The sequence below is a fragment of the Candidatus Margulisiibacteriota bacterium genome, assembly GCA_041650855.1.
Classification (GTDB): domain Bacteria; phylum Margulisbacteria; class WOR-1; order O2-12-FULL-45-9; family XYB2-FULL-48-7; genus JALOPZ01.
This window is the reverse complement of sequence record JBAZKJ010000001.1, coordinates 611,369-623,666: the sequence shown is the minus strand read 5'-3', so window position 1 is coordinate 623,666 and position 12,298 is coordinate 611,369. Positions and strand designations below refer to the sequence as shown.

At 58.9% G+C, this 12,298-nt stretch carries 9 protein-coding genes; 1 reads left to right on the top strand and 8 read right to left on the bottom strand.

Translation table 11 applies throughout. The features are described from left to right. Positions 1-11: 11 nt before the first annotated feature. On the top strand, positions 12-863 hold the full coding sequence (gene folD / locus WC529_03010) for a bifunctional methylenetetrahydrofolate dehydrogenase/methenyltetrahydrofolate cyclohydrolase FolD (GenBank protein ID MFA5113249.1): 852 nt from the start codon (positions 12-14) through the stop codon (positions 861-863). 4 nt (positions 864-867) lie between these two features. Here the strand turns inward: folD and rseP are convergent, their stop codons facing one another. The 8 genes from rseP to WC529_02970 form a co-directional block, all read right to left on the bottom strand. Next, positions 868-1,899, bottom strand: coding sequence for an RIP metalloprotease RseP (gene rseP, locus WC529_03005; GenBank protein ID MFA5113248.1), 1,032 nt, complete (start codon positions 1,897-1,899; stop codon positions 868-870). 4 nt (positions 1,900-1,903) lie between these two features. After that, positions 1,904-2,824: a Gfo/Idh/MocA family oxidoreductase gene (locus WC529_03000; protein ID MFA5113247.1), complete on the bottom strand. Its 921-nt coding sequence runs from the start codon at positions 2,822-2,824 to the stop codon at positions 1,904-1,906. Beyond that, the gene (locus WC529_02995; GenBank protein ID MFA5113246.1) at positions 2,821-3,927 is read right to left on the bottom strand and encodes a DegT/DnrJ/EryC1/StrS family aminotransferase; all 1,107 of its coding nucleotides are present in this window, start codon (positions 3,925-3,927) and stop codon (positions 2,821-2,823) included. The genes WC529_03000 and WC529_02995 overlap by 4 nt, the downstream gene beginning before the upstream one ends. Before the next feature lie 38 nt (positions 3,928-3,965). Further along, positions 3,966-5,156 carry a hypothetical protein gene (locus WC529_02990; protein ID MFA5113245.1) on the bottom strand — a complete coding sequence of 397 codons (1,191 nt, stop codon included), beginning with the start codon at positions 5,154-5,156 and terminating at the stop codon, positions 3,966-3,968. A 52-nt stretch (positions 5,157-5,208) separates the two neighbouring features. After that, complete coding sequence (locus WC529_02985; protein MFA5113244.1) at positions 5,209-6,516, bottom strand: S-layer homology domain-containing protein; 1,308 nt, start codon at positions 6,514-6,516, stop codon at positions 5,209-5,211. After that, the gene (locus WC529_02980) at positions 6,516-8,717 is read right to left on the bottom strand and encodes a DUF1565 domain-containing protein (GenBank protein MFA5113243.1); all 2,202 of its coding nucleotides are present in this window, start codon (positions 8,715-8,717) and stop codon (positions 6,516-6,518) included. Before WC529_02980 ends, WC529_02985 begins: the two co-directional genes overlap by 1 nt. Positions 8,718-8,816: 99 nt before the next feature. After that, a complete protein-coding gene (locus WC529_02975) occupies positions 8,817-10,100 on the bottom strand; it encodes a PorV/PorQ family protein (protein ID MFA5113242.1) in 1,284 nt (427 codons plus the stop codon). 48 nt (positions 10,101-10,148) lie between these two features. Beyond that, positions 10,149-12,215: a hypothetical protein gene (locus WC529_02970; GenBank protein ID MFA5113241.1), complete on the bottom strand. Its 2,067-nt coding sequence runs from the start codon at positions 12,213-12,215 to the stop codon at positions 10,149-10,151. Between the last annotated feature and the right edge of the window lie 83 nt (positions 12,216-12,298).

The window sequence follows — 12,298 nt, the reverse complement described above, 5'->3', positions numbered from 1 at the left end:
GTGGATAACTTATGGGGATAATTATTGATGGAAAAGCACTGGCAAAAAAGATCAGAGAAGGGGTGGCCGTCCAAATAGCGGAGCGGGTCGCGCGGGGAGAGAAGCGGCCGCGGCTGGTAGTGATCCTGGTGGGGGAAGATCCGGCATCACAAACCTATGTCAGAAATAAGGAAAGGGCCTGTCAGGAAGTGGCGATGGAATCGGAAGTAAAAAGGCTGCCGGCGGAGACCAGCCAAGAGGAGATAATCAAGATCATCAGGCAGCTAAACAATGACCCAAAAGTAGATGGGTTGTTAGTCCAACTCCCGCTGCCAAAAGGGCTCAACGAGATCGAGATCCTGGGAGAGATCGACCCGGCAAAAGATGCCGATGGGATCCACCCGCTGAACATGGGAAAGTTGCTGCGCGGCGAAGAAGCCAAGCTTCTCCCTTGCACCCCCCGGGGAGTAATGGAAATGCTGTTATCCACAGGGGTGGAAATTAAGGGGAAAGAGGCGGTCGTGGTTGGCCGGAGCAACATCGTAGGGAAGCCGATCGCGATCATGTTACTGGCCAAGCACGCAACCGTTACTATCTGCCACTCCCGGACCAAGGCCCTTGGCGGGGTAGTTGGCAGGGGAGATATTTTGATCGCTGCCGTTGGCGTTCCCGAACTCATTAAGGGGGCGATGGTTAAAAAAGGCGCGGTTGTCATTGACGTTGGAATGAACCGGGTAGGGGAGAAGTGGGTAGGGGATGTCGAGTTTGAAAAAGCCAAGGAAAGGGCAAGCTACATTTCTCCGGTTCCGGGAGGGGTTGGCCCAATGACCATTGCCATGCTTTTACAGAACACGCTTAAGGCGGCCGAGGGGAAGAAAGGCTAAAGCGCTACGGCCGGGAAAAGAGCCGCAGGATGTCGTTGAAAGAGACCAACGCCATTAACGCCAGCAACGCAATGAAGCCCCACTGGTTGATATTCATTTCCAGCTTCTGATCGACCGGCTTTCTGCGCAACCACTCCAGCAGGATAAAGATAAGCCGGCCGCCATCCAGAGCCGGGATCGGGAGCAGGTTGAGGACCCCAACGTTGACGCTGATGAAAGCGGTAAAGTAGGTCAGGGAAACTACCCCGGACTCGGCATAGCGGCCGGTGATCTGGGCAATGCCGATCGGGCCGGCAAGGTCACGGATCGACACCGCCCCCAGGAGCAGTTGCCAAACAATTGCCAGGGTCATCACGATCATCCCGCCGGTTTGAGTAAGCCCATGGTAGATCGCCAGGAACGGATTGACCCGCTCATAGATCGGCTTGGGCGAAAACCCGAGCAGGGAGAGTTTGAGTTTAGGGTTGTATTTTGGCGCGGCAGAAAGGGTAAGGTTCTTGCCCCCCCTTTGGACAACAAGGGCCAGAGCGCCCCCCTTGCTTTGGTGGATAAAGTCGATCGCCTTTTCCATCTCTCGATACTCCCGGCCGTTGATCGAAACGAGGCGATCGCCGGGCCGCAGGCCGGCAAGTTCCGCGGGCGAATTTTTGGTCACAGAGCCGACTTCGGTAGAAACGCCGGCCGGAACGCCGGCACAAAGAAAGAGCAGTGACAGGATAACGAAAGCGGCCGCCAGGTTCATGGCCGGGCCGGCAAAGATCGCCATAAATTTTTGGCCGACGTTTTTGGCCTGGTACCTTTCGGCCGGGGGGGTGTCAAGGTCTTCCTTGTCTTCCCCTTCGCCGGCGATCCGGACAAAGGCCAGGATGGGGATCAGGTTCAGGGAAAAAACGGTGCCGCCTTTTTCCCTGGCAAAAAGCCGCGGGCCAAAACCAAAGCCAAATTCAATGACCCGGATCCCAGCCCGTTTGGCCCAGATAAAATGCCCAAGCTCATGGACCAGGGCAATGAAAGTGAAGACAACCAAAAAAGCCACGATGTTAAGAAGCATGTTTGATGACCTCCTCCGTCAGCTCCAGGACGCGAATAAAATCGCCGCCGGAAACCAGGGGCGGGCGGACGGACTTGATCGCTGTAATAAAATCTTTTTGTTCCTCGGTCAGCTGGTCAACGGACTTTACCGGAACGGTGCTGGGTGTTGGGGAGGAAAAATCGCGGATATAAACTTTCTTTTCCAACAGGTCGGCTTCGTAAAGCGCGCGATCGGTCGTAACCGTTATTTTCCTTGATTTAGAGCCAAAAACACGAGAGGCCTCGATCCTGGTAATGGTCCCGGTCTTGTGCGTAAAAGTGGTGACCAGCCGGTCAAACCGCTTGGTCCGGATCTTTTCCCCCTTGGCCTTGATATCGATGATCTCCTCGGGGAAGATCTGCAAGGCAAGGTCGAGATCATGGATCATCATATCAAAAACCACATCGGTGTCAGTGATCCTTTCCGGAAAGGCGCTTAGCCGCTTAATGTCAATGCCGATGATCTTTTCCCCCTTGATCTCTTTCAACAACTTTTGGAAGGCGGGGTTAAAACGCTCGACCATGCCAACGGCCAGGACCAACTGTTTTTCCGCGGCCTGGGAAGCCAGGGTCCGGGCAAGGCTGGAGGCGCCGGTCAGCGGTTTTTCCACCAGCAGATGTTTGCCGGCCGCCAGGCAGGTTTGGGCAACCTCAAAATGAGTGCTGGTCGGGGTGACCACGACCGCCGCCTCAACTTCCGGGAGAAGCTGCAGGTAATCGGAAAACCAGGGGACGTCAAGATGCTTGCCGGATTCTTCGGCCAGGGAAGGATTGGCATCGGCGACCCCAACCAAGCGAACGCCGGGGAGATCGGCGGCGACCCGGGCGTGGTTTTTCCCCATGGAGCCGACGCCGATGATGCCGATTTTCAGCCCGCCGCCGCGCCTCATCTTTTAAAGAATTCTTTGACTGCCTGGGCAACAGTCTCGATCTCGGCCCCGGAGAGCTCGGGGAAGATCGGGAGGGAGAGGACCTCGGTCTGGGCAAGCTCGCTGGCCGGGAAATCGCCTGCCTTATGACCAAGCGTAGCGAACGCTTTTTGCTGGTGCAGGGAAAGGGGGTAGTAAACCATAGCCGGAACCCCTTTGGTCTTGAGGTGTTCAAATAAAGCGTCGCGACCAGTCGCGCGGACAGTGAACTGGTTGAACGTATGCCGGCCTTCCGGCAGCTCAAAAGGCAGCCGGAGGTCGGCCAACCCGAGAAATTGCTGGCGGTATAAGCTGGCGTTGTGGCGGCGCGCCTTGATCAGGGCCTCAATATTTCTTAATTTAACGCGCAAAATAGTGGCCTGCAGTTCATCGAGGCGGCTATTATAACCAATAATGTCATAATGGTAAGTCTTACGGCTCCCATGGCCGCGCAAAACCTTTAATTCCTCGAAGATCGCCTGATCGTTGGTCGTGACCATGCCGCCGTCGCCAAAACAACCGACATTCTTGGTCGGGAAGAAGGAAAAGCAGCCGGCCGCGCCAAAAGAGCCGACTTGTTGCCCGTTAAAGGTCGCCCCCATTGCCTGGGCGCAGTCCTCGATAACCGCCAAATTATGCTTTTTAGCGATCGCCATGACCCGATCCATCTGGCAAGCCTGTCCATAAAGGTGGACGGGGAGGATCGCTTTGGTGCGACTCGAGACTCGCGACTCGAGGCTCGCGACATCAAGATTAAAGGTATTTGGCTCTATATCAACGAAAACAGGAGTAGCGCCGCAATAGGCGATCGCTTCGGCCGTAGCGACAAAAGTGAAAGGGGTGGTAATAACTTCATCGCCGGGCTTAATGCCGGCAGCGCGGAGGGCAAGGTGCAGGGCATCCGTGCCGGAGGCGACCCCAACCGCGTATTTAACGCCAACATAGGCGGCGACCTCTTTTTCCAGGGCGGCGACGTTTTCCCCCAGGATATAGCGGCCGGAAGCGATAACGGCCGAGATGGCGCCGTCAAGTTCGGCTTTTTGCGAATTGTTTTGCCGGGAAATATCGAAAAAAGGGACTCCCATTAGGAAAGATTATATCATCAAAACGAAAAGAAGAAAAGTTACTTGGGGAGAGAAGCGAGAAACTGCTCCAGCGCCGAGCCGAATTCGGGATAAGTACGAAAACGGCCATCGGGCGCCGGGGCCATGGCGCGAAAAACTATCTGCCAGAGATCGCCGGGGACATCGGCCGGCTTGTTGGCGTACAGCGCGGCGATGGTCGGCGCGGGATTAGAAGCGAAGGCGGCAAAACGGGTCGACCAATGGGCGGCGCGCAAGATCTCGTAGATCCGGCTCAGGGCGGCCTCATCGGTCGTGATCGGCAGGCGGAATTTTCGGGGGCCGTCGTCAAAGCGTTCCGAAATATTACCGTTAGCGTCGATATAGCCGGCGGAAGACAGTGATTGCCAGACCAAATTAGCGTTGGCGCCGAACTCCTGGAAGGAAGCGGGCGAAACGCGGCTGGTAACCAGGTCAAAAGCTTCGCGACCGACCAGCAGGTAATAGAGCACAGCGCCGAGAGAGAAAATATCGGAGCGCTGGTCGGCGATCGACGCGCCGTACAAAATAGTTTCCGGGGCGGAATAGTTCGGCGTCCCAAAATACTGGCCGGTGGCGGTTAACTTCAAGTCGGGGAGGCGCAGGATGCCAAGATCGATCAAGATAACGCGCTTGATCGATCCCGCCTCGGAACAGAACATGATATTCCCCGGCTTAATATCGCGATGGGCGAACTTCGCGTAGTTGCCGGGCGAAGCGGAAACGCGGGCGAGCAGGTCGAGCGCCCCCAGGACGCGGCCGATAATTTTCGCGGACAAGACGGGAATAACGCGGCCCCATTCGACCATCGCTTTGTCCAGGTCCTGGGCGTTGGGTAAAAGTTCCATAACGTAGAAATCGGGCGGGGTGGAGGGGTCGTGATCGATAAGCTTGACGAACCGGGGATCGTTATTGCGGGAAAGCGAACGGAGCGCGTCGATCTCGCGTAAATACCGGATCGAAAGATCGGCCTGCGTCTCCACGGGAAAAGACGCCAAATTAAAGATCTGCTTTAAAAGATGGGAACGGCCGGCGTTATCCTCGACAAGGAACAGCCGGGACATCCCGCCTTCGGCAAATAAACGTTTGACCAGATAGCTGCCGGCGGCCCCTTTCACGACGGAGCCGACGGTAATGGGCGGACGCGGGGCCAAGCGCTCCGCGCCGTTAGTTTTTGGTACAACCGGCGGCAAGCCGCCGACTTTAGCGGACATAGTTCACCACGAATGATTATCGTAATAAAACGGGGGAAATTTCAGGCGATGATCAGTCGGTAAGGGGCGGCAAGCGCTTAATGGCGGACTGGCCGAGCGGAGTATTATAGATCATCATCACGATCTCCGCCCGGGTGATGGGTTGATTGGGGCGGGAGACGGGGTCGGTGAAATCAAGTTGGGCCGCGGCTTCCGCGCGAGTGACCAATTTGTTGGGATTATCGACGGCCGGCGCTTCAATGTGCTTGGCGGCGGACAGGATCGCCGCAAACTCGGAGCGGGAAACCTTCCGGTTCGGCCGGAACATTTTATCGGGATATCCCCAAATAACTCCGGCCGTCGCTAAAAGTTCGATCGGTTCTTTCGCGTAATACCCGTAAGGAACGTCGGGGAAACGAACGCGCTCGATCTTGACCGGGGCCACCGGCTCCGGCGAAGGAATGCCGGCCGCTTCGGCGGAGACGGGGCGCGGCCGGATCGGCGCCAGATAGCCGACGGAAAAATAATGGGAAACCGCTTGAGAAATATCGCCCTGGCGGTAGAACGCGTAATCCAGGGAAAAACCGGCGAACCTTACCCCCAGACCGCCGGTCAAATTGACAAAAACCTCGCTGGCGGTCGCGGATTGATCGGCGCCCAGCCGCAGGGAGAACGCGCTCACCGGCGACCACTCAACGCCGGAATGAAGCAAGAACGCCTTGCCGTCTTCTTTGCTGACGTCAACGTCGAGGAGCAGCTCCGGGCGGAGCCGCCAGGCAGACCCGACAACGATATTGGCCGGAAAAGTTTCGGTAACGCCGTTCTTATAATTAAACCGGCCGCCGATCTCCTGCCAGGCGAGGCCAAAGGACAGATAAGGGAGGTAAAGATACTTTAAGGAAAGATCGAGCGCGCCGCCGCTGCCGGAGGCGCCGTCGGAGCCGGGATAATCCTTCGACGGATACTTGGCGAGCGAACGATAATCGGCGGCCAGGAAAACCGCTTCGCTCAGCCGCCGGGAGTAACTAACGAGCAGTTCCTGGTTGGTTAAGCTGACGATCTCGGACGAGATCTGGAGCCCGGAAATCGTTTGCCCGCGGTAGCCGGCGCCGACAACGCCGCCGAGGAAGGGCGCCGCGCCGCCCAAGGAAGTGAACATAATGTCCGGGTCCGGTTGGGTGTAAGTGCTGATCAGGGCAAAGCTGCGCAGGTCCGCCAATCCGGCGGGATTGGTAAAAAGGGCGGAGGCGTCATCGGCCAGGCCGTAATAAGCGTTGCCCATCCCCAGGGGACGGGCGCCGGTGCTGTGGGAAAAATAGGCGCCCTGGCTGGCAGAAACGAGCGCGGCGAATAAAAATAGTAAAAGCGCGAGCGCTCTCATCAATATGCCGGTACGATCCCCTTGGTAACGTATTTATCGCCGCTTGGCCCGATGATCGTGATCCGGACCGGCTTGCCGCCCCACGAGCGCTCGGTCGCCAGGTCGAGAATGTTTTGTCCCTCGCGGATATTGAAGCGGACGACCTTGATCGGCGTCGGCGGCGTGGAGCTAAGGTCCTCGATCAGCGCGGTGACGTCGGCGTTGACCCGAGAAGCGAAATCAAGATTGATGCGGGCGGCGCCCCCGGTTGAGGCCGGACTAACGCCGAAGCGGATCGCCGAGAAGCTCTTGTCGGCCGGGATCGGCGTGGTCGTGGTTGTTGTGGTCGACGTGGTCGTCGTCGAGGTCGGCGCGGCGGTCGAGGTGGTGGTCGTGGTGGTCGGCGCAAGAGACGTGGTCGTGGTCGTCGTAGTCGTCACGACGGAGTACGCGCCGATATTCGCGCCGCCTTCCCCGGCGCCGAGGCAGGGCGAGCCGGGCTTCAGGCGGTAATCGTCGCGGGCAACGTCGTTAAAAAGGGCTTCCAGCGAGAGCGAGCCGGTGCCGGGGGCGGCGCCGCTGCCGCCGAACTCATTTTGGTAATTTGCCGCGTTGAGGTAAACATTATTGTATGAACAAATGGTTTCCCCCGAGCTGTAGATCCCAACGCTGTTGGGGAGCGCTATCCCTTCCGGACTGCTGCAGATGATGTTGTTCTTGGCATACACCGTGTCATTGAGGGCGGCCACGCCGACGCGGCATTTGACAATGGTGTTCCCCTCGACGGTAGCGGTCTCCGCGTGACTATTCTTATAAACAGACACGCCGTAGTGAACGTTGCGGATCTCGTTGTTGCGGACCAGGCCTTCGGAGTTTTTGACGTAGACGCCGCAGGAAAAAGCCGGGTAGGCGCCGGACCAGAACAACCGGTTGCCGATCGCGTCGCCGCGGACGTTCGGGCTATTGACCAGGAGAATTGAACCGTCGGGGGTAACGGAGCTGTTGATCAGGGTGAATCCCTCCAGGGTTAGCGGGTAAACAAACCTGAGAATGGAAGAAGCATCGCCTTCGATCGTTGCCAGGTCCGGCGAAACGCCGCGCAGGCTGCGCAGGTAAGGGTAGGCGCCAAGCGGAAAAGTTTCCCCGGCGGCGGCGGTATAAAGCCCGGCACCGGCGTAAATGGCGGTCTCCGCGTAATTGGCCGCCTGGGTGATCGAACGCCAGGGGCTCGATTCGCTCCCGGCCCCGGGACGCGGAATATCGCTCCCGGTTCCGGAGACGTAAGCAGTCTCCCGGAAATTCGAAGTGCCGACGCCGCTCCCCTGATAAAAGCCGATATTCTTGCCGCCCGGCCCGGTGCCGAGGCAGGGAGAATCGGCGAAGAGCCGAAAATCGCCGGTGCTGCTCGAGCCGTTCAGGAAGCGGGGAAGCACGCTGATATCGGTCAGGCCGGGAGTGACGCCGCTGTAATTGGTATTATTCCCCCAAACGCAATTATGATCGAGCGCGAACGTGGCGGTCCCGACTATCCCGGTCCCGTATATGTCGGTCAACATCGGGCGGCAGCTGATGATGTTGCCGCTGGCGCGAACGGTCCCGCCGACCGCCCGAAGCCCAGAGTAACACCAGACGACCGAATTCAACTCAGCCGTCACGGTATTTATAGTGTTGATCCAGATCCCGTACATGCCGGTGATCAAGCAGCCGGAAACGGTGCCGGAGGAACCGTCGCGAAAATCGATCGCGGCGCCGCGGCCGCTCAGGTTGGTGACTAGAACATCTCTGACCAGCACGTTTTGCCCCCAAATGTAGAGCAGGGAGCCGCCGGGAGTGTCGTCTGGCCAGGAGGAAATGAGGTAAGTGCCGGTAGTGACATGGCAGTTGGCGAGCGAAGAGCCGGTGTCGAGAGAGAGAAAAACGATCCCCTTGCCGATCGTCCCTTCGATCGTGACGGTGGAAGTCGATTCGCCGCTGACCGAGATCCCGCCGGGAAGACTATAGTAGGCGCGCTCGCCCTCGAAAGTGGAATAATGTCCGGCGGCGACCATGACCAGCGAGCCGGACTCGACGGAGGCAACGGCGTAAGAAACGTTCTTCCAGGGGGTGGACGGATTTTGCGCCTCGGCGGAGGAGCGGGAATTGTCCCCCGTATTCACATTAACGTAGTAAGTCGTGGCAGAGGCGGACGTAGCACAAACGAGCAAGAGCGTCAGAAAGGACAAAAAGCGCTTTAAAAAGATCAAGGGTGCCCCTCCTTGGAAGTAAAGTGCGCCCATTGTAGCACATTTGCGCGGCATTCGGCAAAGCGGGCGAGGGAACGGTCAGTCGGCGAGCGGCGGCAAACGCTTGATCGCGGCCTGGCCGAACGGGGTCTGGTAGATCATCAGTGCCGCTTCCGCCCGGGTGAGAGGGGCTTTGGCGCGGGAAACGGGCTCGGTCAGGTCGAGCAATTTGGCGGCTTCTCCCCGGGTGATTAGCTTGTTGGCGTTGTCGACCGGCGCCGGTTCCAGGTGCTTGGCGGCGGCCACGATCGCCGCGAATTCGGCGCGCGTCAATTTTTTGTTCGGCTGGAACGTCCCGTCGGGATATCCCCAGATGACGCCGGCGGTCGCGAGTTGCTCGATCTCGTTCTTCCCCCAGTGCTTGGCCGGCAGGTCGGGGAAGCTGATGCGCGGGATCTTGACCTCGGGGGTCGGTTCCGGCGTCGGATAATAAGTTACGGGGACGGCCGCTTTCTTGGCGGGCGGCGCGTAACTGATGGAGAAATAGTGGATCGAAGCGCGGGATTGGTCCTTCCAGCTGTAAAGCGCGTAATCGATGGCAAAACCGCCCAGGTGGATGCCGAGGCCGGAGGTAATGTTGGAATGGGCGGAAGCGCCGGCGGCGGTCTGGTCAACGCCGAAGCGGAGCGAGATCAGCGAGGCCGGCGACCATTCCAGTCCGGAATGGAGCAGGAGAGGTTGGCCGTTTTCCTTGTTGACGTCAAGGGTATAGGTCAGGTCCGGCCGCCAACGGTAAGCGCCGCCAACGGTAACATTGGTCGGGAAGTTCTCGACGGCGCCGTTCTGGTAATTAAAACGGCCGCCGATCTCGCGCCAGACCAGGCCGAGAGAAAAATTCGGCTGGTAATTATATTTCAGGGAAAAGTCCGCCGAACTGCCGTTGGCGGTGGCCCCGTCCGAGCCGGGATAGGCGCGGGAAGGGCCTTTGGCGAGAAGGCGGTAATCGAGGCCGAACGAAAGCTGCTCTCCCAGCTGGCGCGAGTAAGCGAACATGATGTCCTGGTCGGTGAAGCTGAAAACTTCGGTCGAGACCTGAACGCCGGCCACGGTTTGCGCGCGGTAGCCAATGCCGAGAAAGCCGCCGAAAAACGGCAAGCCGCCGCCGAGCGAGGAAAAAGTCGTATCGGCATCCGGCTGGGAATACATGCTGGTCACGGCGGGGCGGCCGAGGGAAGCCAGGCCGGCGGGATTGGCAAAGAGCGAGGCGGCGTCGTCGGCCAGGCCGACGTAGCCGTTGCCCAGGGCTAACGGCCGGGCGCCGGTGCTGCCGCTAAAATAGACCGCGTTTCCCGCGCCGGCAAGGAATAGCGCGAGCGCAAGCAGCGCGAGCGACCCCCTCCTGATAATAGCTAACCCTCCTTGCCGGAACCGTTATTTCTTTTCGACGATCGTTTTAATGCTGTAGAGCTTGAAGCCGCCGTCACCGGACGGAACTTTCAACATGACGATGATCAGCTTGCCGTAGGCCCGCGGGTCGACCAGCGTGACCGGGACCAGGTTGGAGCCGACCTTCAGGGTGACAGGCGTCCAGCCGAGATATTCTTCGCCAGTCAGGTTATCCACGACCCGGACAAAACCTTCGCCCGCCACCTTGGAGGAAAAGTCGAGATCGATCCTGGCGGAACCGCCGGCGGCCGCGCCGGTGATCCACGGATAGATCCGAGAAACGACCGATCCGTCCGGGATCGGGTAGGTGGTGGTCGTGGTCGTTGAGGTGGTGGTCACCGTCGACGTCGTTGAGCTGGGCGTAGTGGTAGTCGTGGTCGTCGTGGTGGTGGTCGTTGTCGTCGGCACTGGGTAGCGCCCCGAGAACGCGGAGGTATTAAAATAATCCGGCTCGATGCGGGCGGCCGAAGGCCGGACAAAGTTAGCGACGATCCTTGCGACAGGCTGAGTCGCCGTGGCGCAGACCTGGCCGCCGCCCGCCGCGCCGGTCAGGGCGGCGGACCAGTTACCGGTAAGATCGGCGGTCGCCGAGCCGAGATAGGTTTTTCCCTCGGCGGTCAGGAGCGACGCGCCGGCGGGGTCGGAGCGGAAGAGCTCCACGATCGCCGACGGAGTACAGACGCCGGTCACGGTCAGAACGGTATCGTCGGCGTTAAAGACGGCCGATTCGATGGTTGGCGCGGCCAACAGATGGTTAGCCCCGTCCAGCAGGAAAATGCCAAGGCCGTTGTTCTGGAAAATCGAGTTCTGGGTGATCTGGTTGCTGACAGTCGTCTCGCCGCTGAGGGCCAGGCCGGCCGGGTTAAAAGCGATAATGTTTCCCGGGCCGATCACGTTGCTGTTGGCGCCGTTCCACGCCACGATGCCAGCCATCGTATTCGGCAGGGCAGAGGCGCCAGTCGCGTCGGTGCCGACGTAATTTCCCCGGATAACGGCATTGGTGGCGCTGGTGCCGTTAAAGGATATCCCGGCGGCATTGCCGGAAATGACGTTCGCCTCAACTGTCGTGTATTTGGCCTGGAAGAGGACGCCATGGGTGCCGTTCCCTAAAGCGGCCGTACCGGTCCGGTCAAGGCCGAGATAGTTGCCGGCGATCACGGTGTAGTAAGCGGTTATATGGCCGACTATGACACCGGCCCTGGTATTGCCGGAAATGACGTTCCTTTCGCCGGCATTAAGGCCGCCGATGCGGGTGAGGCGGGTATATTCGCGGAGACAAACGCCGTAATCGCCATTGGGGATCGCGGCCGCGCCGGTCCGGTCGGTCCCGATATAATTGCCGATGACCGTGGAGTGCAGGTTCATCAGCGATTCCACCCCTTCACCGCGGGACGAGAAATAAATGCCGCTCTCGGTGTTGCCGGAAATGACGTTCCGCTCCGCCTCGGACGAACCGCCGATCAGGGTGTAGTCGGGGCCGGTCAGGATATAAATGCCGTTCTTGGTGTTGGCCAAGGCGGCGGAGCCGACGGCGTTGGTTCCGATGTAACAACCGGAGACAACTGTGTTGCTGACGTCCCCGCCGTAAACATAAACGCCGTTCTGGCCAAAGCCGCTGATGCAAAGCCCCTTGACCGTCACGTTGGAGGCGGCGATCGTCAAGCCGTCGTTCATCGCGTCGCCCGATTTAGTCAGCAGGATCTCAGGGCCGTAGGGGTTAACATTTCCCACATTAGTCGTTTGGGTGGTGCCGTCGATGATCACTTCGTCAGTGATATTGATCGGCGGGCCGAGCGCGATCTTCCACCAGTGGGCACCGTCGCCGGACTGGTAGCTGGGATCGGAAGTCGGAATATTAAATGCGATCGTGTCGCGGTGGCCGACATTGGAATTGGACTGATAGACAGCCCAGCGGAACGTCCCTTCGTTATCGTCATCGCCGGTTTCCGTGACGGTAAAGGTTTGCGGGCCGTCAAAAGCGGCTGCGGCTGGATGGGAAAAAGTCAGCAGGGCCAAGCCAATAAGAGCCGCGCACAAGAGTTTCTTATACATAATATATGGTACCCCCTTGCGAAAAGGATCAACGAGTAATTATAGCAAGAAATCGGGCCAAAATCAAACCGGAAGGAAGAAGA

Coding starts and splice junctions, on each gene's coding strand:
- WC529_02990 (MFA5113245.1), bottom strand. CDS start 5,156: ATGTCCGCTAAAGTCGGCGGCTTGCCGCCGGTTGTACCAAAAACTAAC.
- folD (MFA5113249.1), top strand. CDS start 12: ATGGGGATAATTATTGATGGAAAAGCACTGGCAAAAAAGATCAGAGAA.
- WC529_02985 (MFA5113244.1), bottom strand. CDS start 6,516: ATGAGAGCGCTCGCGCTTTTACTATTTTTATTCGCCGCGCTCGTTTCT.
- WC529_03000 (MFA5113247.1), bottom strand. CDS start 2,824: ATGAGGCGCGGCGGCGGGCTGAAAATCGGCATCATCGGCGTCGGCTCC.
- WC529_02970 (MFA5113241.1), bottom strand. CDS start 12,215: ATGTATAAGAAACTCTTGTGCGCGGCTCTTATTGGCTTGGCCCTGCTG.
- WC529_02995 (MFA5113246.1), bottom strand. CDS start 3,927: ATGGGAGTCCCTTTTTTCGATATTTCCCGGCAAAACAATTCGCAAAAA.